The following is a 21,236-nucleotide window of genomic DNA, read 5'->3' on the forward strand; positions in this document are numbered from 1 at the left end:
CAAAACAAGTTGTTGGATGCGCAGTATTTTGAACACGAGCCCAAATCGTTTGAGGATTTGTTGTATTCATATAGGCTTGTGGATTTGCAATCCAGTTAGTACCAACGTTAGCTAACACTAATGATGTAAAATAACGAACTTCATAATTACCTGGAATCGTTTGAACCGCAAGAATCAATGGCGTTTGCTGAGTTAAATCAATTGGTGTTATTCCATCAAATAAATCATCTTGAACGTCACATGTAATTATATTTGGTAAAGTTACAGGCATCTTAGGTGAAACTAATATTCGGAAATTAATTTTGTAAACAGAGAAGCACCCAGTAACTTCATTAGTTGCTCTAACCCATACTGATGGATTTGATGCTTGCAAATTATTATAAGATTGTGGATTTAAAATAGGTAATACGTTATTTTGTGCATTAGCTTGTGTTTCAAAATATTTTAATTCATGAGCTGGGCCACCATTTAAAAGTTGTACATTGAAACTTGTTAAATTAACAGTTCCAAAACTTGAATCTGTATCACTACAAATATCAAATGGAGTAACTGGTACATTTAATACTGGTACAGGTGATACACGAATATCCATCGTTGTTGTTGTAAAACAACCTGTACTTAATCTTTGAACACGAATAAAAAGTGTTTGCACATTTTGAACCACATTCTGATAAGGTGAAGCTAATGGATTTGAACCTGAATTTGCATCAGCTAAAGTATAATGGAAAGTAACTTGTAATCCAGTTTGTGTTCCAGTAATTAATGGAATTTTACTAGCAATATCAAATACTTGGAATCCATCAAAATTATCATCACATAAAGAATATGTAGCAATTGGATTTACAATTACAGGCGTTGGATTTGTTACTAATACCAATCTAGTAACTTTATAACAACCTGCAGTATTATCTTGAACTCTAACAAAAACAACGTTTGAAGTTAAGTTAGAGAAAGATCCTGGATTTGTAATTTCGTTAGTTCCAGCATTTGCATTATCCTCATTAGTATAGAAAGTCACAATATATCTTAGTGGATCTAATCCATTTAAGATTTCATTTATTTTAGATGTCAAATCAAAATCTGCTACACCATCGTTATTTGAATCACAAGCTGTCAATGGAGTTGGTGTCGTAATAATTGGAGTAGATTTTACAATTAATTCTAAAGGTACAATCGCACTACAAGTAGAATTTTGATACCCTACTCTAACATAAATAGTTTGAATATTTGGTACGATATTTTGATAAACTCCAATATTAGGAATTTTATTAACATTATTATTAGCATCAGCTAATGTTTCGTGATAAGAAACCTGAACACCTGGAGGAATAGGATTTCCAGCAATCATAACAGTAGTAGGAATCAAATTAAAAATTCCATACCCATCATTATTAAAACTACAAATTTCTAATGGAGCAATTTGATTAGCTCCTGGAGCATCAACAACATTTGTCAATAAAGACATAATTGTAAAACATCCTGTATTTGGATTATACGCTCGTACAAAAATTGTTCCTTGGAAACCAGTGTAGTTTAATGGTAGTCTATTTGCAACATCACCAATTTCAGCTTCAGCAAAAGTAGGATAAAAACTTACTTCAATATTAGGAGAAGAACCACTTGCTTCATTTTGAACGAAAGATAAATTAAAATTAGCTAAACCTGTGCCAGGAATTTCACATCCATAAATAGGTTCTAAATCATAAAATTCTGGTGCTGAATAAATGAATATTTTAAAAGAAGTAATACCAAATACATCACTATTAAAATTATTAGTAACACGAACCCAAATTGTTTCATTATTAGTACCAACATAGTTAGCTAATAAGTTTGCATCGATTGGATCTGTTTGAGCTATTGCATTAGCTTCTGTATTATAATATGCTACAGTATGATCTAAGTCATTAAAATAAACAACTGGTGTATATTGAGCTAAATTAAATGAATTCAATTGACCTTGACATATAGATAAATCAGGTAAATAAACTAAATTTAAAAGACAATCAAATGCTTGAGCTGTAAATGATACAACTCTAAAACAACCAGAATTAACATTATAAGCACGTACCCAATAAGTAACTATCCCATCAGTAATGTTTTGAGTTTGAGTAGTAGCCAAAGCATTTATTGCTTCGTTTGCATTCGCTTCAGTTTCGTATATTGAAAAAACTAAGAATTGGTTATCTGAAAGATCTGAATATAATGGAGTAAAATCAAATGTAAAATCACCATTCTCATCAGCACAACCTTCAAAACTTCTTGGTTGATTTAAAACAATTTGTGGATCAACATTCGTACAAATAGTTTGTGTATATTCACAACCGAAATCATTAATTATTGTTACATCATAACATAATTCACCTGCAACTTCAGGATTAATCGTGAATTGATTACCAGTAACATCTACCACACCGTTTGTTAATGGTACCGAAATAGACTCTAATTCAGGTTTGAAGTTAAAAGAAGCTGGAAGGATATCTTCTGAAAATTCTATTGACCAACCAAAAATATAACCATTATCTATTGCAAGCTGATCATGTACTTGTAAAGTCCAAACACCATTTACAGGTGATCCGATGAAATTATTATAACTATCAACAGGTTTGTAATCTCCAGGTACCCACATATTCCCAGGAGGATTAAAACCACCTGGCATAGTTTGACCATTTATCAAAATTGTAGCTGCATCCATAGTGAAACAGTAAGTTTCTCCAATTCCAGGCTCTAAAGTACCATCACGATTTGCTTGACCTATATAGGTCCCACCACCACCTCTATTATGTAATCTTACAATTTCACCATTTGGAGAAATCAAACGAATTGTAATATCATTAGAGTGTGAATGTTCCATATTAATACAAACTTTCGCAACTTGATTCCCTTCAGTAATGATTTCGTCATTTTCAAAACAATCAATAGTAATTGAAGTTGAATAAATATTATTATTCCCATCAGGTAAAAAAGTAGTACCTGTCACAGGAGGTGCACATTCGCGAGTTATTCGCTCATATTCAGCTTCTACAGTAACAACTGTATCAACACCAAAACAAATTTCTGGCGGTAAATCTATATAAACAGTTGGTTCTGGAGAGATTTGAATAACTTGATTAATAATATTATTATTCCTACAGTCAAATGTATCTGTTACCAAAACATTAACCCTATAAATACCAGGAGTATCATAACTTACTGTTACATTTTGACCTGTAGCAGTTTCACCGTTTTCGAAATCCCATGTATAAACAGAACCAGCACCATTTCCTGAAAATGTAGCTTGAGCTCCTAAAGTGATTTCTTGTCCTATACAAGCTTTGATAATTCCATCAGCATCTCTACTTGGTGAACTATAATCTAAATAGGCCATAATTACCTGACATGGTGTAACACACTCAACTTCTGCTACCCAACCTCTTCCAGTTATTTGCGCATCAGAAATAAATCTAAATGTTAAACAACCAGAAGTATTAGAACCTGATGCAACTTGTGCTAATGGAATTTCAGTTCCAGTTATTGTCGTTAATAATGGTGAGTTAATATCTGGTCCATCATACACAAATAGTATGTCATTTCCATTTTGTAAATCAAGATCAAGAAAAGCTACCTGTATAGCTGATTCAGGAAAATCAGGACAAAAAGTCATGATTTGTTGAACAGCATTTTGATAATCACCTGTAGGCCCACCACTATCATAGAAAACACCTGAACAAGTTTCTATGGTGACACCATCTGCCATGTTAAAACTCTGAGCATAATTGTTTTGCCAAAATAATAACATTGTAAAAAATAAGAGTAAACGCTTTATCATTATCTATTCTTTTAAATTTTGAGATAAAATCTTAATTAAATAATCAGTATTATCAACTCTATAATACTTAATTTCACGATTTGAGAAGAAACTTAAATTATATTTTAAAACATTAAATGTATTAATATCAAAAACCTCATCTCGTTTTAAATCTTTATTATAGGAATTATTTACAGAAAATTCCGATAATTTGGGATATTTCTCAAAAGTAGCGTAAGGCTCAATAATAATTTTGACCCTTTTTTCCAACAAAAGATTCAACCCATTTAAACGATCTTTGTCATTTAAAACTAATTTTTCTAATTGATCCCCAAAGACTTCGACAAGCCTCGGATCAACCTCTTTCTTATCGTTCATTTCACCCTCCTGAGACATTGCCCGAAAAGATAACAGCCCTAACAAGATAAGTAAACTTATTCTTCTCATAATACTACATTATTTTAAAAAGCGAAATTTACATAAATTTAAGAAACAATTATCTTTTTTTTTCAAAAAAAAACGTATCATGACTTTTTTAACATTCTTTCCCTTTGATATTTCAATATAATCCAATCAAAATATTTAGCATAACTAATTCTAAACTTCATTAAAATCAACAATTATAATTATATTTGCATCTTATTATACTTAAAACAACCTTATAATATATGTGCAAGTCAGATATGTTTAACGATGAATTAGGAGAAAACCATATTGGTACAAGCGACCATACTCCTTTAAGAGCAGATGCTTTTGATCGTACAGATGATGAAAAAATTGAATCTATTAAAAAAGATTTCGAAAATATTTTAACCACTTTAGGAATGGACTTAACTGACGACAGTTTAAAAGGAACTCCTAAACGTGTTGCGAAAATGTTCGTTAAAGAAATTTTTGGAGGATTAAATCCAGAAAGAAAACCAAGCGCTTCAACTTTTGACAATAAATATAAATATGGAGAAATGCTTGTTGAAAAAAACATTGTTGTTTATTCAACTTGCGAACACCATTTATTACCAATCGTTGGTCGTGCTCACGTAGCTTATATTTCTAACGGAACTGTAGTTGGTTTATCAAAAATGAACCGAATTGTAGATTATTATGCAAAACGTCCACAAGTTCAAGAACGTTTAACAATTCAGATTGTTGAAGAGTTGAAAAAAGTTTTAGGAACAGAAAACGTTGCTTGTGTAATTGACGCAAAACACCTTTGTGTAAATTCTCGTGGAATTCGCGATATCGAAAGTTCAACGGTAACGGCTGAATTCGGAGGTTTATTTAAAGAAGAAAAAACAAGAAGAGAACTTTTAGATTACATTAAATTAGATACACAATTCTAATTTCAAATTAAATTAATTATATGTTTTACAAAGACAACACCTTAAAAATTTACAATTCGCTTAGCGGACAAAAAGAAGTTTTTACTCCTATTCATGAAGGAAAAATAGGAATGTATGTTTGTGGACCAACGGTTTACAATTATGTACATTTAGGTAACTGTAGAACATTTATTTCTTTTGATTTAGTTTTCAGATATTTAAAACATTTAGGTTACCAAGTTCGTTACGTTCGTAATATTACAGACGTTGGTCATATTGTTGATGACGCAGACGCTGGCGAAGATAAAATCGCTAAAAAAGCACGTTTAGAACAAGTTGAACCAATGGAAATTGCTCAAAAATACACAGTAAATTTTCATAATGTTTTAAAACAATTCAACAATCTTCCACCAAGTATTGAACCAACTGCAACCGGACATATTATTGAGCAAATCCATATTATCGAAGGAATCATTGCAAATGGATACGCTTATGAAGTAAACGGTTCTGTATATTTTGATATTCTAAAATTCAACCAAGATTATAATTACGGTGAATTAAGCGGCAGAAACATCGAAGATATGATTTCGAACACCCGCGATTTAGACGGACAATCTGACAAGAGAAATCCGCTTGATTTTGCGTTGTGGAAAAAAGCCGAACCAGAACATATTATGCGTTGGCCTTCTCCTTGGGGCGATGGTTTTCCAGGTTGGCATTTAGAATGTACAGCAATGAGCACTAAATATTTAGGTAAACATTTCGATATTCACGGAGGTGGAATGGATTTAAAATTTCCACACCACGAATGTGAAATTGCTCAAAACGAAGCTTGTACAGGAAATTCGCCAGTAAACTATTGGATGCACACAAATATGCTTACTTTAAACGGTAAAAAAATGGCAAAATCTACAGGTAACAACATTCTTCCACAAGAATTATTTACTGGAGAAAACGATATTTTAAGCAAAGCTTTTTCGCCTTCTGTTGTACGATTCTTTATTCTTCAAGCACATTACAGAAGTATTTTAGATTTTTCTGACGAAGCAATTTCAGCATCAGAAAAAGGATTTTACAGATTGATGGAAGCTTTGAGAAATCTTAAAGAAATCAAACCAAGCGAAAATTCAACCATTGACGTTCAATCTTGGAAACAGAAATGTTACGACGCAATGAACGATGATTTTAATAGTCCAATTTTAATCGCACATTTATTTGATGCCGTTAAAATGATTAACTTATTAAAAGAAGAAAAAGAAACTATTTCAAAATCAGATTTAGAAAATCTTTCTGTTACAATGAATGCATTTGTATTTGATGTTTTAGGATTAGTTGACGAAACTCAAGAATCTGGAAAAACAACAAATAAATTAGAAGAAGTTGTTGACCTTTTAATCGATATGCGAAATGAAGCACGAGCAAATAAAAATTTTGCTTTATCTGACGAAATCAGAGATAAACTTCTTGCAATCGGAATTCAATTAAAAGACGGAAAAGAAGGAACTTCTTTCTCATTATAAATTTTAAAGCTACATCATTTTGTAGCTTTATTTTTTTCATACATTTATGAATATGAAAACACTTCAAAAAGTACTGATATTTCCATTTATATTTTTGATTCGATTTTATCAAGTTTGCATTTCTCCGTTTACACCTTCAGCTTGCAGGTTCTCTCCTACTTGCTCAAGCTACACATTAGAAGCTTTAAAAAAACACGGCCTTTTTAAAGGAGGTTGGCTTGGAATAAAACGCATTGCAAGTTGTCATCCTTGGGGAAAAAGCGGATACGACCCAGTTCCTTAAAATAATCTTGTTTAATACAATTGAATCGGTTACTTTTACTAAAATTTATTTTTTATGATTACATCTTTGCATATGATTTGGAATCCTTCAGAAGGAATTGATTTAGGATTTTTCAAATTACGTTATTATAGTTTAATGTTCGTTGTAGCCTTTGGTTTAGGTTGGTATTTAATGAAAAAAGTTTACGACCGAGAAGGTGAAACCACTGATAATTTAGACAAACTTTTTATTTATACTGTTTTTGCGACTTTAATTGGAGCAAGATTAGGACACGTTTTCTTTTATGATTGGGATAAGTACAAAGACAATTTATTAGAAATTTTTCTGCCCGTAAGATTTGAACCTAAATTTGAAATCATAGGATTTTCAGGATTAGCAAGTCATGGAGCAGCAATTGCAATTGTACTTGTAATGATTTATTACAGCAGAAATGTAATCAAAAAACCAATTTTATGGATTTTAGACAGAATCACAATTCCGATTGCTATTGGTGGAATGTTCGTAAGATTTGGAAACTTCTTTAATTCTGAAATTATCGGACATGAAACAACATCTTCATTCGGAATTAAATTTATTCGAGATAAATTCACTCCACAAGATGCAATGAATTTAACTGGAATTCCTGATGCAAATAAAGCTTTTGATGCTATTGCAACTAATCCTCAATTCGCACCACTTTTAGAAACCGTTGTAGTAAAACATCCTACACAATTATATGAAGCATTCGGATATTTTATCACTTTCTTAATTGTTTTATACTTATATTGGAAAACAGATGCAAGATTGTATTCAGGAAGAATTTTCGGAGTTTTCTTAATTTTACTATGGGGTGTACGCTTTATTGTAGAATATGTAAAAGAAAGTCAAGGTGGATTTGAAGATGCTTTAGGAGAAATCTTTTCAACCGGTCAATGGTTGAGTATCCCTTTCATCATAGTAGGATTCTATCTTTTGATAACTTCAAAACATAAGAAAATTTCACAATAATTTAACAAACAGCTTTAATAGCTGTTTTTTTTATGAATTAATTTAACTTTTAAATCAATATAATTTACTAATTTTGAGGAACTATAAATTTAATTTGATTATGAAAAAAATTGTTTTATATCCTACATTGACTTTAATGTCTGCTTTGGCATTAACAAGTTGTGTCAGCAAAAAGGAACATGCAGCTTTACAAAGTGAATATTCAGAAATGGGTAAAAAATACCATCAAACTCAATTAGAACTTACAGAAGCTAGAACTAGAATCACTAGTTTAGAATCACTTTTAGCAGCTGAAAGATCTAACAATGAAAGTTTGAAGAAACAATTTGAATCGTTACAAGGATCTTTAGACAAAAGTATTTCTCAAGGAAACGTAAATATTTCTAAGTTAGTTGACGAAATCAATTCTTCAAATAAATATATCAAACATTTAGTAGAAGCTAAAAGCAAAAGCGACTCTCTAAACATGATTTTAACAAACAACTTAACGCGCTCTTTAAGCAAAGACGAATTACAAGATGTTGACATCAAAGTTATCAAAGGAGTTGTTTACGTTTCTTTAGACGACAACATGTTATATAAATCTGGAAGTTATGAGATTTCTCCAAACGCAGAGAAAACTTTAACAAAAGTTGCTAAAATCATCAACGATTATAAAGATTTCGAAGTATTAGTTGAAGGTAACACTGATAATCAACCAATTTCTCGTGAAAACATAAGAAACAACTGGGATTTAAGTGCTTTAAGAGCTTCTTCTGTTGTTCAGGCTTTACAAAACAAATTTGGTGTTGATCCAAAACGTTTAACTGCTGCTGGTAGAGGTCAATTTAGCCCAATTGCTACAAACGACACTCCTGAAGGAAGAGCTAAAAACAGACGTACTCAAATCATCATTACACCTAAGTTAGATCAATTCATGGAATTGATTGATCAAGCTCCTAAAAATTAATTATCTTTAAATAATTATAAAAACTAAAATGGTCGAGAGTTTAATACTTTCGACCATTTTAGTTTTATTAAACAAAAAAACGACCGAATATAATCGATCGTTTCTATATTATTTCGTTTGAATTCCTCTTTTCAAGATCTGACCGAATTCATACATTTCTTCATAAGTTGAATATAATGGAACTGGTGCTAAACGAATTACTGCAGGCTCTCTCCAATCAACAATTACACCTTCTTTCATTAAATAATGAAATAAAGATTTCCCTTCACCATGTAATAAAACAGATAATTGAGAACCTCTTTCATTTAGATTTTTCGGTGTAATTAACTCAAAATTACCATTAACTTCTTTAGCAATTTCTTCGATAATAAATTCTAAATAAGCTGTGATTTTATCGCGTTTTTCAAACAAAGCTTCCATTCCAATTTCTTCAAACATTTCAACAGAAGCTAAATAAGGCGCCATTGCCAAAACTCCAGTACATGAACTTTGCCATCCTAATGCTCCTGGATTTGGATCATAATTTGGTTCCATTAAAAAACGACGTTCTTTGTTATGACCGTACCATCCACCAAAACGAGGTAAATCTTTATTTGAATGATGTTTCTCATGAACAAAGATTCCAGAAACACTTCCTGGTCCAGCATTCATATATTTATATGAACACCAAGCTGCAAAATCAACATTCCAATCGTGTAATTCTAATTTGATATTTCCAGCAGCGTGAGCCAAATCCCAACCTACAAAAGCTCCAACTTTATGTCCTGCTTCGGTGATTGCTTTCATATCTAAAACTTGACCTGTGTAATAATTGATTCCTCCGATTAAAACCAACGCAAGCTCATCTCCTACTTCATTTATTTTTGCAATAATATCTTCATTACGTAAATTATATTCTCCTTCTCTACGTTTAACTTCTACAATTACATCATCAGGATTTAAACCATGAAATTTAACTTGTGTTTGAAGCATATATTGGTCGCTTGGAAACGCTTTTTCTTCGCAAATAATTTTATAACGTTTTTCTGTTGGTTGATAAAAAGAAACCATCATCATGTGTAAATTCACAGTTAATGTATTCATAACTGTTACTTCTGAAGGCAAAGCACCAACCACTTTACTTAATGGTTTTGAGAATCTTTCGTGATAATCCCACCAAGGTTTATCTGCAAAAAAATGTCCTTCAACAGCCATTTCTGCCCAATCGTTCATTACTTCATCAATATAAGTTTTAGCCGATTTTGGTTGTAATCCTAAAGAATTTCCAGTGAAATAAATTGTTTTCTTTCCGTTTACTTTTGGGAAATTAAATTCATCTCTATATTTTGCTAATGCATCTTGAGCATCTAGTTGTTTCGCGAATTCACGACTATTTTCAAAAGTCATCATTTAAAAGTTTTTTGTTTGTGTAAAATTACTAAACCATTTAAAAGTTTCAAGTAAAGTTTGATATATTTTCTATGTTGTTACAAATTTCTTACTAGAATTTTTAGTAATAAAATAAGTAATAATAAAACCAATAAAAGATGGTATCACCCATTCTAAATTATGACTTCCTAGTGGGATAAATTCTTTATAATAATTGATTTCTGTTGTCGCAATATTGAAGTGAGCCAAAACTCGAAATGCAGAAATAAAAGTCGTAATCAACAATGCAACAACATAAGGTAGTTTCTGTGTGATTTTATTCCCAAACAAAACCACGTAAATCACCAATGCAAATGTAATCGGATATACAAATCCTAAAATCGAACCTGCATAATTAATTATATCATCAACCGAATTAATTGAAAACAATGCAGAAACTAATGTACAAGATATTACTGCTTCTGCATATCCGAATTTATTATTGGTTAGTTCTGCAAAAAAAGTTCCTACTGCACAAGTCAAGGCGATTGCTGTTGTTAAACAAGCCAATGCCATAGAAACACTGATTGCTAAAGTTCCGTATTCTCCTATAACTGAAGTCGAAATATGAAGTAAAAGCTGGGTTCTTGAAGAAGTTTCTGTAAATTGATAATCTGTTGTAGCTCCAAGGTAAATCAAACCGCCATAAATAAACAGTAAACATCCCATTGCCAACAAACCCGACTTCAAAACAATATTAGTTCGTTCTTTTAAATTCACAAAACCTTTTTGTCTAGCTGCAGAAATAATAATACCAGCAAAAATGACTGAAGCTAAAACATCCATCGTTTGATAACCTTCTTGAAAAGCCATGGCGAAATCTTGTGAAGCACCAATATTTGAAGATTGAGGAATAACTGCAGGATTCAAAATACCGACAACTACCAAAGTAGCAAGTAAAATTAAAAGCAACGGTGTCAAATAAGAACCGATGATATCCACAATTTTGGAAGGAGAAATGGATAAAACCAAAACAATTGCAAAAAAAATGATTGAAGACCAAATTGGGGAAGCATCTGGCATTAATGGCAAAACACCAACTTCAAAAGTTGTGGCTCCTGTTCTTGGAATTGCAACTATTGGACCGATACACAACATAATAATCGTTGCTAAAACTAAAGCTAATTTCAAATTTACACGTTTACCCAAATCAGTAAATGAATCACCAGATTTTAAAACCGCTATAATACCAAGAAATGGTGCAATGATTCCTGATGTTGTAAAACCTAAAATAGCTTCAACCCAGTTATCTTTAGCCAACAATCCAATATAGGGTGGTAAAATTAAATTTCCTGCTCCAAAGAACATAGCGAATAAGGCAAATCCTAAAGTTAGAATTACCATTATACTTTTGTTTTGCATTAGATTAATTTATAAAGTTAATAATCTAACAAAAATTAAAAAATTAAACCAGAATCCCTAATTTTTAAAAAAAAATAATTAAAATTTTACAAACTCGGAAAAACCAATATATAATTCGAATCCTATAAAATAATTAAACAAAATCTTGACATCTTAATAGGTATAAATTATTAAATTTGCAAATACAATTAAACAATAAATTATGCAACACATTATAGATCGTTTTATCAGCTATGTTACTGTTGATACAGAATCAGATCCAAATTCAGAAGCAACACCAAGTACTGCAAAACAATGGGATTTAGCTAATCAATTAGTTGAAGAATTAAAACAAATTGGTTTAGAAGATGTAACTATTGATGACAATGCTTACATTATGGCGACTGTTCCAAGTAATGTTGATTTTGAAGTCCCTACCATTGGATTCATTTCTCACTTTGATACAAGTCCAGATTTTACAGGAGCAAATGTAAAACCACAAATCGTTGAAAATTACGACGGAAAAGATATCGTTTTAAACAAAGATTTAAATATCGTACTATCTCCTTCTTATTTCGAAGATTTACTATTATACAAAGGTCAAACTTTAATCACTACAGACGGAACAACGCTTTTAGGAGCTGACGATAAAGCTGGAATTACTGAGATTGTTTCTGCAATGGAACATTTAATCAAAAATCCAGACATCAAACACGGGAAAATTAGAATTGGATTTACGCCTGACGAAGAAATCGGACGTGGCGCTCATAAATTCGATGTAGCTAAATTCGGGGCAGATTACGCTTACACAATGGACGGAAGTCAGATTGGCGAATTAGAATACGAGAACTTTAATGCTGCTGGAGTTAAATTAATCTTCAAAGGAAAAAGTGTTCACCCAGGTTATGCAAAAGGAAAGATGATTAATTCGATGCTTTTAGCAAACAAATTCATCAGTAAATTACCTAAAAAAGAAGTTCCTGAAAAAACAACAGGTTACGAAGGCTTCTTCCACGTAAACCACCTTCAAGGTTCTATTGAAGAAACGGAAGTTCAATTAATCATCCGCGATCACAGTATGAAAAAATACAAAGAGCGCAAAAAATTAATTGAAAAAATGGTTAAGAAATTCAACAAGAAATATGCTGCGAAATTTGGAGAAGATATTGTTGTTGCTGAAATCAACGACCAATATTTCAATATGAAAGAAAAAGTTGAACCTGTAATGCACATCGTTCATATTGCTGAACAAGCTATGAAAGATTTAGGAATTAAACCTTTAATCAAAGCAATTCGCGGTGGAACAGATGGTTCTCAACTTTCTTATATGGGATTACCTTGTCCAAATATTTTTGCAGGCGGACACAACTTCCACGGAAAATATGAATACGTTCCGGTTGAAAGTATGGTAAAAGCAACTGAAGTAATCGTTCGTATAGCTGAATTAACAGCTCAAAGAGCAGAAAAATAAAAAAAATAGAAATACCCTTTACATAATAGAAAAAGAGTCGTAAACGCAAGTTTATGACTCTTTTTTTAAGGACTAAATTCAACACTTAGGAAGTATATAAAACAAAAAAAGCTATCAATTAATGATAGCTTTTTAATATATCTCTAAATATAGATTATTTCTTTTTTAAGAAATCTGCTACTAATTCAGGAGCCATAACTGACTCAACGAAAGTATAAGCTCCAGTTTTAGGAGATTTAACCATCTTAATAGCTTTAGTTAACTTTTTAGAAGATCCTTGTAACGTTGCAACGGTTTTCTTTGCCATGACTTAACTGAATTATTTAATTTCTTTGTGAACTGTAACTCTTTTTAAGATTGGATTAAATTTTTTAATCTCTAATCTGTCTGGAGTATTTTTTTTATTTTTTGTAGTGATGTAACGAGATGTTCCTGGTAAACCAGTTCCTTTGTGCTCAGTACATTCTAAAATAACCTGGATTCTGTTTCCTTTTTTTGCCATCTTAATATATTTTTAAAGGTATCGAATTATTTCATTAATCCTTTTGCTTTTGCATCTTTCAATACAGCAGCAATACCGTTCTTGTTAATAGTTTTTAATGCAGATGTAGATAATTTTAAAGTTACCCATCTGTCCTCTTCTACGATGTAGAAACGTTTCTTAACTAAGTTTACAGAAAACTTTCTCTTAGTTTTGTTCATTGCGTGAGATACGTTGTTTCCAACCATAGCTCTCTTACCTGTGATTTGACAAACTCTTGACATTATTTCTTACTTTTATTTTGTTATTCAAAATGTGAGTGCAAAATAACGAAAAAGAAAAATGTTATACAAATTTTTCAGGAATTGTTTTTAATAATTTCTTCTCGAATAATTTCGAAAGCTTTGTTCACGGCAGAATCAATGACCTTTTCTCGAGGTTGACCAAAGTTAAAAGTGAATGTTTTTTCTCCAAACTTAGAAACCAATGCCAAACAAACTGTACCAACCTCAACATCAGAATCTCCTTTCGAAGGTCCAGCATTTCCGGTAGTTGCAATAGCTAAATCACTTTTAAATAAACGCTTAGCACCTAAAGCCATTTCTAAAGCAACTTGTTCACTTACTACTGAATTTTTATTAATCGTATTTTCAGAAACTCCTAAAACATCAATTTTAGATTGCGTTGCATAAGCCACTACTCCACCTTGAAAATAAGCCGAAGCACCTGGAATTTCATTCAATAATTTAGCAATTTGTCCACCCGTACAACTTTCTGCACAAGCAATTGTCAAATTATTTTCTTTCAACAAATCAGAAACCACTTTAAAAATAGTTTCATTTTCATTCAATCCAATCAAACAATCTTTAATTAATGGTAACAATTTTTCAACCTGTTCACGAATCGCATCTTCTAAAAACACTTTATCTTTTCCAGAAATTGACAAACGTAATTTCACCATTCGCGGACTTGGTAAATAAGCTAAATGTACATAACTAGGTAAATCATTCTCCCAATCAGCAATTCGTTCTGCAAGTAAACTTTCACCAACGCCGTGAGTAATCAAAGTTTGATGAATATTATATGAAGGTTCAAAACTCTGTTCTAAATATGGAATCAAAACTTCTGAAACCAAATATTTCATTTCATACGGAACACCCGGAAGCGAAACAAAAAACGTCTGTTCGTGTTTCATCAACATTCCTGGCGCTGTTCCAACCTTATTGAATAAAACCGTTGCTTTAGACGGAACCAAAGCTTGGTCGATATTCATTTGTGTGATTTTACGTTTGTAAAAATCTTCAATTAAAGCTGTAACGTGTTTTAAAACTTCTGAATCAGAAATCAAAACATCATTAAAATAGGAACAAAATGTTTTCTTGGTAACATCATCTTTAGTTGGTCCCAAACCACCTGTCATCACAACCAAATCAACTTGATTCTGATAACGATTCATCGTTTCAGAAATAGCTTTTTCAGTATCTGAAATCGAAATCATTTCCACAATTTGAAAACCAATATCATCCAAAGCTTTTGCAATAAAAGCCGAATTGGTATCTACAATTTGTCCAATCAAAATTTCGTCGCCAATAGTAACAATTGCTGCTTTCATCTTTATGTAGAACTAACTATTTTAAAATCTCTTTTCATCTCTTTCAAAACTTTTTCAATGCGTACTTTATAAACTTTAAAAACTTCTTCAATAGCTTTTTTAGAACCTTGATTATCTGCCCACATCGAAATCGCTTCAGCATATTCTAAACATTCATCAATCTCAAAAAGCACCAAAAATTTATTTAATTTTGAAACATGTTTTAAAACCTTATCGTATTTTTTTTTCGAAATTGCTTTTTCTATTTTTATCAATTTTACTTCAGCTAAAAGCACCAAACTTTTGACGTTTATTTGAATTAAAACTGCATCGTTTTCATGACGTTCATTTAAATTAGAAATGTTATAATACAATGCCATTACAAAACATTTACGCCAAACATTTTTTCATCACCGATGAAACCTTCCAAAACATCACCCGTAGCAACTTTAGAAACACCTGCGGGAGTTCCTGTATAAATTAAGTCACCAATTTTCAACGTAAAATATTGCGATACATAAGCGATTAATTCATCGATATTCCAAAGCATATTTTTGGTATTTCCAAGCTGAACCACTTCTCCATTTTTAGTCATTGAAAACGTAATATCATTCAAATCTGCAAATGAATTCTTATCTTTAAATTCGCCAACAACTGTGGCTCCATCAAAGCTTTTCGCAATTTCCCAAGGCAATCCTTTAGCTTTCAATTTCGCTTGTAAATCTCGAGCCGTAAAATCTATTCCTAAACCAATTTGATCATAATATTTGTGAGCAAATTTCGGACTAATATATTTTCCAACCTTATTAATTTTCACAACCAATTCCACTTCGTGATGCACATCTTGAGTAAATTCTGGAATCACAAACGGAAACGTTTTTAATAAAATTGACGAATCCGGTTTCATAAAAACCACCGGTTCTTCTGGTCGTTCGTTATTTAGTTCAGAAATATGTTCTGAATAATTTCTTCCAATACAAATAATTTTCATTTTTTATTTGAAGCTTTTTCCTGCTTTCCGCTAAATCTTTTTCACATTACCTTTCACTACGTTTCGGTAACATTAAAAAGGATATCGCTGCAATCAGGGCTAGATTAAAACTTAGTAGATAATTTTCGCAACTTAATTGCAGTAAGTACTTTTTTGGTATATAAAGGAAAATCAGCGTTTTGAATCCAACCAAAATATCCAGGTTCACGTTCTAAAACATCATCAACCAAAGCACCTTTATGTTTTCCGAAAGTAAATATCTCTTTCCCTTCTTCATTTAAGGCAATGAATCCAGCAAAATCAACCGATTTTTTACGAGTAGTAAATTCAGCCAACGTATTCATATTATTTTCTAAATCTTCATAACGATCTAACTGTGCTTTCAAAATTTCGTATGTAGCCGTTGTATCAGCCATTGCGCTATGAGCGTTTTCTAAAGTTTCGTTACAATAAAAACGATAAGCCGCACTTAATGTACGTTCTTCTTTTTTATGGAATATGGTTTGCACATCAACCGAAACGCGATTTTTCATATCAAAATCAACTTCAGCACGAAGTAATTCTTCTGCTAATAATGGAATATCAAAACGGTCTGAATTAAAACCTGCTAAGTCAGAATCTTTAATCATTGCATAAACTTGCGAAGCCAATTCTTTAAACGTTGGTTCGTTTGCGACTTTTTCATTTGTGATTCCGTGAACAGCTGTTGATTGTGGCGGAATAGAAATTGTTGGATTTACCAACCACGTTTTACTTTCTTTATTTCCGTTCGGATATATTTTTAATATAGCAATTTCTACAATTCGATCTCGGGCAACATCGATTCCTGTTGTTTCTAAATCGAAAAAACAAATCGGTCTATTTAGTTTTAACTCCATAATTTTTGTTGTTATCTATACAAAGATAAAGTTTTGAATTTTATAAGCTGAGTATTTCTTATGAATTCTAACAAAAAAACCTAAACTTAACGCTTAGGCTTTATTATTTAAAACATACTTTCTACACATCTAATAGCACATTTCTCGCCATCGATTGCTGCAGATATAATTCCTCCAGCATAACCTGCTCCTTCAGCACACGGATACAAACCTTTGACTTGTAAATGTTCTAAAGAAATTTCATCTCTTGGAATTCGAACTGGTGAAGAAGTTCTACTTTCTGGAGCGTGTAAAATAGCTTCGTTGGTAAAATAGCCACGCATTGATTTTCCAAAATCTTGGAAACCTTGACGCATAATTTGAGTTAAAAAACCAGGAAACACTTGCCCTAATTCAACAGAAGTTGTTCCAGGAACATAAGATGTTTGTGGAATATTTTCTGATACTTTAGATTGTGAAAAATCAACCATTCGTTGCGCAGGAACTCGTTGCGTTTCTCCTGCTAAATAAAAAGCCTTTTGTTCAATAGCTTTTTGGAATTCCATTCCGGCTAAAGCACCAAATTTTTGAAAAGGTTTAAAATCTTCTAATTTTAATTCGACTACAATTCCAGAATTCGCTGTAGCTTGATCTCGTTTTGATGGCGACCAACCGTTGGTAACCACTTCTCCTGGAGCAGTAGCACAAGGCGCAATTACGCCACCCGGACACATACAGAATGAATACATTCCGCGTCCGTTCACTTGCTTTACGATTGAATATGGAGCAGGTGGTAAAAAATCGCCACGATAATCACACGAATATTGGATACTATCAATCAAAGTTTGTGGATGTTCTGCACGAACTCCCAAAGCAAAAGGTTTCGCTTCAATTAAAACTTGTTTTTTATCTAATAACTCGAAAATATCACGAGCCGAATGTCCAGTTGCTAAAATTACTTTTTTAGCTTCAATCGTAATATCGTTATTTACAATCACGCCATGAATTTCATTTCCTTTGATAATGAAATCGGTTACTTTATTTTCGAAACGTACTTCGCCACCAAATTCAATAATTTTATAACGCATATCTTCCATAATTTTTGGAAGTTTATTTGTTCCGATATGTGGATGTGCTTCAACTAAAATATCTTGAGTTGCACCAAAGGCAACCAATAACTCAAGAATACGATTTACATCACCACGTTTTTTTGAACGCGTATATAACTTTCCATCAGAATAGGTTCCTGCACCACCTTCACCAAAACAGTAATTTGAATCTGGATTCACGACATGGTCACGATTAATTGCTTTTAAATCTCTACGACGTCCACGAACATCTTTACCTCTTTCAAGAACAATCGGTTTTACACCTAATTCAATTAATTGTAAAGCTGCAAAATATCCAGCCGGACCAGCTCCAACAACAATTACTGGAGTTGCATCTTTTACAATTTTATAATTTGGAAATTGAATTTCACGATGAACAACATCTTCATCAGCAAAGAAAATTTGTACTTTCAGATTGATTTTTACGGAACGTTGGCGTGCATCAATCGAACGTTTTAAAATGGTGATGTGTTTAATATCTTGAACCGAACTATGCGTTAATTTCGCAACATACTGCGTTAACAATTCAGCTGAAGCCGCAACTTCTGGAAGCACTTGTAATTGTAATTCTTGTGGCATTTTGTTATAAAGCAAATAAAAATTAAGCTACAAAAATACATCAAAAAATAATAAAGCTTAATTTTGTCCTCGATAAAAATAAAATTTAATGGAAAGACAAATAAAACTAATTTGGGATTTTAAAGGAGAAGCAGCTTTACGAACTGCTGAACATCACGAAATTCATTTGAAAGAATATATCGTTATGGAAAAACTTCCTATCTCAATAACAGGATTTTCAGCTTTGAGCGAAATGCACGCTATTGCTTTTATGGTTGTAAATGACGAACAAATGATTGCACTACGAGATGTTCTAAAACCACATAGAGGTGAATTGTATGAAGACAAAAAAAATACTCCTTAATATATTATTAAGGAGTATTTTTTTAGTTTGCTACTTCGCTAATGAATTTAATTCGCATTAATCGAAGTTCTTCTATATCGTAATCGCCATCAAATTCTTTAAGAGCATCCTTAATCGCATCACTCTGAGAATCCATATAATAATCATAAATCTCTTCTTGCTGGTCTTCATCTAATATATCATCTACCCAATATTTGATATTTAATTTTGTGCCAGAATAAACAATCATTTCCATTTCTTTCATCAATCCTTCCATATCTAAACCTTTGGCAGCAGCAATATCTGTCAATGGCAATTTTCTATCTAAACTTTGAATGATAAATAATTTTAAAGCAGAATTTGCTCCTGTTGATTTTACTACTAAATCATCTGGACGAATAATATCATTTTCTTCAACATATTTGGATATCAAATCGATAAAATCTTTTCCATACTTTTTAGCTTTACCATCACTAACACCGTGAACTGAAACCAATTCATCCATTTTTATTGGATATTTTAAAGCCATATCTTCCAACGATGGATCTTGAAAAACAACAAACGGAGGAACTCCTAATTTCTTAGCTACTTTTTTACGTAAATCTTTAAGCATTGAAATTAAAACTTCATCTGCAACATTTGCCGACTTAGCATTTGCGATAACACTTTCATCTATAGCATCTGAATATTCGTGATCTTCTGTCATCATAAATGAATACGGATTATTGATAAAATTATTCCCCTTTTCAGTTATTTTCAGAACACCATAAGTTTCGATATCTTTTGAAATCATTCCAGAAACCATAACTTGACGAATTAACGCCATCCAATAACGATCATCGTGTTCTTTACCTGAACCGAAAAGTTCGTGCAAATCGGTTTTATATGATTTAATTACAGAATTGATTTTCCCTACCAAAGTATAAATAATCTCTTTGGACTTATAGGTTTGTTTAGTTGCTTGAATCACTTTTAAAAGCTTGACAACTTCATCTTTTGCTTCAACTTTGGTTTTTGGATTACGAGTATTGTCATCCATGTCCCAACCATCACCAGCAAATTCATCGAATTCTTCTCCGAAATAATGCAGTAAAAATTTACGTCTTGACATAGAAGTTTCTGCATAAGCAACAACTTCTTGTAATAGAGCAAAACCAATTTCTTGTTCAGCTAATGGCTTTCCAGCCATAAACTTTTCAAGCTTTTCAATATCTTTATATGAATAATAAGCTAAACAATAACCCTCTCCTCCATCTCGACCAGCTCTACCCGTTTCTTGATAATAACTTTCTAACGATTTTGGAATATCGTGATGAATTACAAAACGTACATCTGGTTTATCAATTCCCATTCCGAATGCAATAGTTGCAACAACAACATCAACATCTTCCATCAAAAACATATCTTGATGTTTAGCTCGCGTTTTGGCATCCAATCCAGCATGATAAGCAACAGCACTAATTCCGTTTACTTGTAGAACTTGAGTTATTTCTTCAACCTTTTTACGGCTTAAACAATAAATAACACCAGATTTTCCTTTGAATTGATTTATAAATCGGATAATGTCTGATTCTACATTCTTAGTTTTAGGACGTATTTCGTAAAATAAATTCGCGCGGTTAAAAGATGCTTTAAAAACTTTAGCATCTGGAATTTCAAGATTTTTTAAAATATCTTCTTGAACTTTTGGAGTCGCAGTTGCAGTTAATCCAATAATTGGAATATCACCAAGCTTACGAATTATATTCCTAAGGTTTCTATATTCCGGTCTAAAATCGTGTCCCCATTCCGAAATACAATGTGCTTCATCGATAGCGATAAACGATAATTTAACCGAATTTAAAAAATCTATATATTCATCTTTAGTCAAAGATTCTGGCGCAACGTAAATCAACTTAGTAATTCCGCTCTTGATATCTTCTTTAACTTTAGCAATTTCAGTTTTGTTCAATGAAGAATTTAAAACGTGAGCAACACCAATTTCCGAAGAAAGACTTCGAATGGCATCCACTTGATTTTTCATTAAAGCAATAAGAGGAGAAACAACAATCGCAGTTCCTTCCAAAGATAAAGCTGGCAATTGGTAACAAAGTGATTTACCACCTCCAGTAGGCATTATAACAAAAGTATTATTTCCAGAAATGATGTTTTTCACAACCTGTTCTTGTAATCCTTTGAATTGATTAAATCCAAAATACTTTTTTAATTCTTTGTGTAAGTCAATTTCGTCTGATTTCATTATAAT

20 protein-coding genes are annotated in these 21,236 nt (G+C 32.0%); 7 read left to right on the forward strand and 13 right to left on the reverse strand.

The features are described from left to right. Positions 1–3,805 (reverse strand): PKD domain-containing protein (locus EG240_RS11540; RefSeq protein ID WP_125019546.1); only part of this gene is annotated, 3,805 nt, incomplete at its 3' end. Between the two features lie 3 nt (positions 3,806–3,808). Next, positions 3,809–4,231 (reverse strand): hypothetical protein, encoded by a 423-nt coding sequence (locus EG240_RS11545; protein WP_125019547.1) that lies wholly within the window; start codon positions 4,229–4,231, stop codon positions 3,809–3,811. A gap of 221 nt (positions 4,232–4,452) precedes the next feature. Here EG240_RS11545 and folE point away from each other — a divergent pair, with 221 nt between their 5' ends. The 5 genes from folE (at position 4,453) to EG240_RS11570 (ending at position 8,842) form a co-directional block, all read left to right on the forward strand. Continuing rightward, entirely contained in the window at positions 4,453–5,124 is a 672-nt protein-coding gene (folE, locus tag EG240_RS11550) for a GTP cyclohydrolase I FolE (protein WP_125019548.1), read from the forward strand. A 20-nt stretch (positions 5,125–5,144) separates the two neighbouring features. Beyond that, positions 5,145–6,623, forward strand: coding sequence for a cysteine--tRNA ligase (gene cysS / locus EG240_RS11555; protein ID WP_125019549.1), 1,479 nt, complete (start codon positions 5,145–5,147; stop codon positions 6,621–6,623). Positions 6,624–6,675: 52 nt separating this feature from the next. Further along, a complete protein-coding gene (gene yidD / locus EG240_RS11560) occupies positions 6,676–6,906 on the forward strand; it encodes a membrane protein insertion efficiency factor YidD (RefSeq protein ID WP_125019550.1) in 231 nt (76 codons plus the stop codon). 54 nt (positions 6,907–6,960) lie between these two features. Further along, positions 6,961–7,893, forward strand: a complete 933-nt coding sequence (gene lgt / locus EG240_RS11565) for a prolipoprotein diacylglyceryl transferase (RefSeq protein WP_125019551.1) — start codon at positions 6,961–6,963, stop codon at positions 7,891–7,893. A 100-nt stretch (positions 7,894–7,993) separates the two neighbouring features. Beyond that, positions 7,994–8,842: an OmpA/MotB family protein gene (locus EG240_RS11570; protein WP_125019552.1), complete on the forward strand. Its 849-nt coding sequence runs from the start codon at positions 7,994–7,996 to the stop codon at positions 8,840–8,842. 108 nt (positions 8,843–8,950) lie between these two features. Here EG240_RS11570 and kynU read toward each other — a convergent pair whose 3' ends face one another. After that, positions 8,951–10,228, reverse strand: a complete 1,278-nt coding sequence (kynU, locus tag EG240_RS11575) for a kynureninase (protein ID WP_125019574.1) — start codon at positions 10,226–10,228, stop codon at positions 8,951–8,953. A 72-nt stretch (positions 10,229–10,300) separates the two neighbouring features. Then, positions 10,301–11,611, reverse strand: a complete 1,311-nt coding sequence (gene brnQ / locus EG240_RS11580) for a branched-chain amino acid transport system II carrier protein (RefSeq protein WP_125019553.1) — start codon at positions 11,609–11,611, stop codon at positions 10,301–10,303. A 202-nt stretch (positions 11,612–11,813) separates the two neighbouring features. Here brnQ and pepT point away from each other — a divergent pair, with 202 nt between their 5' ends. Then, on the forward strand, positions 11,814–13,061 hold the full coding sequence (gene pepT, locus EG240_RS11585) for a peptidase T (protein ID WP_125019554.1): 1,248 nt from the start codon (positions 11,814–11,816) through the stop codon (positions 13,059–13,061). 154 nt (positions 13,062–13,215) lie between these two features. Here the strand turns inward: pepT and EG240_RS11590 are convergent, their stop codons facing one another. From EG240_RS11590 to EG240_RS11625, 8 genes are all read right to left on the reverse strand, one after another. Then, a complete protein-coding gene (locus tag EG240_RS11590) occupies positions 13,216–13,368 on the reverse strand; it encodes a DUF4295 domain-containing protein (RefSeq protein ID WP_125019555.1) in 153 nt (50 codons plus the stop codon). Positions 13,369–13,380: 12 nt separating this feature from the next. After that, on the reverse strand, positions 13,381–13,563 hold the full coding sequence (rpmG, locus tag EG240_RS11595) for a 50S ribosomal protein L33 (protein WP_125019556.1): 183 nt from the start codon (positions 13,561–13,563) through the stop codon (positions 13,381–13,383). Positions 13,564–13,589: 26 nt separating this feature from the next. Next, positions 13,590–13,826, reverse strand: coding sequence for a 50S ribosomal protein L28 (gene rpmB, locus EG240_RS11600; protein ID WP_125019557.1), 237 nt, complete (start codon positions 13,824–13,826; stop codon positions 13,590–13,592). A gap of 74 nt (positions 13,827–13,900) precedes the next feature. Next, positions 13,901–15,154 carry a CinA family nicotinamide mononucleotide deamidase-related protein gene (locus tag EG240_RS11605; RefSeq protein WP_125019558.1) on the reverse strand — a complete coding sequence of 418 codons (1,254 nt, stop codon included), beginning with the start codon at positions 15,152–15,154 and terminating at the stop codon, positions 13,901–13,903. Positions 15,155–15,156: 2 nt separating this feature from the next. Continuing rightward, entirely contained in the window at positions 15,157–15,513 is a 357-nt protein-coding gene (locus EG240_RS11610; RefSeq protein WP_125019559.1) for a hypothetical protein, read from the reverse strand. Further along, positions 15,513–16,124 carry a fumarylacetoacetate hydrolase family protein gene (locus EG240_RS11615; RefSeq protein WP_125019560.1) on the reverse strand — a complete coding sequence of 204 codons (612 nt, stop codon included), beginning with the start codon at positions 16,122–16,124 and terminating at the stop codon, positions 15,513–15,515. Before EG240_RS11615 ends, EG240_RS11610 begins: the two co-directional genes overlap by 1 nt. A 104-nt stretch (positions 16,125–16,228) precedes the next feature. Next, a complete protein-coding gene (locus EG240_RS11620; RefSeq protein ID WP_125019561.1) occupies positions 16,229–17,002 on the reverse strand; it encodes a 3'-5' exonuclease in 774 nt (257 codons plus the stop codon). A 107-nt stretch (positions 17,003–17,109) separates the two neighbouring features. After that, on the reverse strand, positions 17,110–18,669 hold the full coding sequence (locus tag EG240_RS11625) for an NAD(P)/FAD-dependent oxidoreductase (RefSeq protein ID WP_125019562.1): 1,560 nt from the start codon (positions 18,667–18,669) through the stop codon (positions 17,110–17,112). A gap of 88 nt (positions 18,670–18,757) precedes the next feature. Here EG240_RS11625 and EG240_RS11630 point away from each other — a divergent pair, with 88 nt between their 5' ends. Further along, positions 18,758–19,012, forward strand: coding sequence for a hypothetical protein (locus EG240_RS11630; RefSeq protein ID WP_125019563.1), 255 nt, complete (start codon positions 18,758–18,760; stop codon positions 19,010–19,012). 22 nt (positions 19,013–19,034) lie between these two features. Here the strand turns inward: EG240_RS11630 and EG240_RS11635 are convergent, their stop codons facing one another. Further along, a complete protein-coding gene (locus tag EG240_RS11635) occupies positions 19,035–21,230 on the reverse strand; it encodes a RecQ family ATP-dependent DNA helicase (protein ID WP_125019564.1) in 2,196 nt (731 codons plus the stop codon). Positions 21,231–21,236 lie beyond the last annotated feature (6 nt).

It is taken from the genome of Paenimyroides tangerinum (assembly GCF_003865405.1).
Classification (GTDB): Bacteria; Bacteroidota; Bacteroidia; order Flavobacteriales; family Flavobacteriaceae; genus Flavobacterium; species Flavobacterium tangerinum.

Excerpts from the sequence above, each read along its gene's own strand:
- EG240_RS11545 (WP_125019547.1), bottom strand. The coding sequence starts at position 4,231 with ATGAGAAGAATAAGTTTACTTATCTTGTTAGGGCTGTTATCTTTTCGG.
- folE (WP_125019548.1), top strand. The coding sequence starts at position 4,453 with ATGTGCAAGTCAGATATGTTTAACGATGAATTAGGAGAAAACCATATT.
- cysS (WP_125019549.1), top strand. The coding sequence starts at position 5,145 with ATGTTTTACAAAGACAACACCTTAAAAATTTACAATTCGCTTAGCGGA.
- yidD (WP_125019550.1), top strand. The coding sequence starts at position 6,676 with ATGAAAACACTTCAAAAAGTACTGATATTTCCATTTATATTTTTGATT.
- lgt (WP_125019551.1), top strand. The coding sequence starts at position 6,961 with ATGATTACATCTTTGCATATGATTTGGAATCCTTCAGAAGGAATTGAT.
- EG240_RS11570 (WP_125019552.1), top strand. The coding sequence starts at position 7,994 with ATGAAAAAAATTGTTTTATATCCTACATTGACTTTAATGTCTGCTTTG.
- kynU (WP_125019574.1), bottom strand. The coding sequence starts at position 10,228 with ATGACTTTTGAAAATAGTCGTGAATTCGCGAAACAACTAGATGCTCAA.
- brnQ (WP_125019553.1), bottom strand. The coding sequence starts at position 11,611 with ATGCAAAACAAAAGTATAATGGTAATTCTAACTTTAGGATTTGCCTTA.
- pepT (WP_125019554.1), top strand. The coding sequence starts at position 11,814 with ATGCAACACATTATAGATCGTTTTATCAGCTATGTTACTGTTGATACA.
- EG240_RS11590 (WP_125019555.1), bottom strand. The coding sequence starts at position 13,368 with ATGGCAAAGAAAACCGTTGCAACGTTACAAGGATCTTCTAAAAAGTTA.
- rpmG (WP_125019556.1), bottom strand. The coding sequence starts at position 13,563 with ATGGCAAAAAAAGGAAACAGAATCCAGGTTATTTTAGAATGTACTGAG.
- rpmB (WP_125019557.1), bottom strand. The coding sequence starts at position 13,826 with ATGTCAAGAGTTTGTCAAATCACAGGTAAGAGAGCTATGGTTGGAAAC.
- EG240_RS11605 (WP_125019558.1), bottom strand. The coding sequence starts at position 15,154 with ATGAAAGCAGCAATTGTTACTATTGGCGACGAAATTTTGATTGGACAA.
- EG240_RS11610 (WP_125019559.1), bottom strand. The coding sequence starts at position 15,513 with ATGGCATTGTATTATAACATTTCTAATTTAAATGAACGTCATGAAAAC.
- EG240_RS11615 (WP_125019560.1), bottom strand. The coding sequence starts at position 16,124 with ATGAAAATTATTTGTATTGGAAGAAATTATTCAGAACATATTTCTGAA.
- EG240_RS11620 (WP_125019561.1), bottom strand. The coding sequence starts at position 17,002 with ATGGAGTTAAAACTAAATAGACCGATTTGTTTTTTCGATTTAGAAACA.
- EG240_RS11625 (WP_125019562.1), bottom strand. The coding sequence starts at position 18,669 with ATGCCACAAGAATTACAATTACAAGTGCTTCCAGAAGTTGCGGCTTCA.
- EG240_RS11630 (WP_125019563.1), top strand. The coding sequence starts at position 18,758 with ATGGAAAGACAAATAAAACTAATTTGGGATTTTAAAGGAGAAGCAGCT.
- EG240_RS11635 (WP_125019564.1), bottom strand. The coding sequence starts at position 21,230 with ATGAAATCAGACGAAATTGACTTACACAAAGAATTAAAAAAGTATTTT.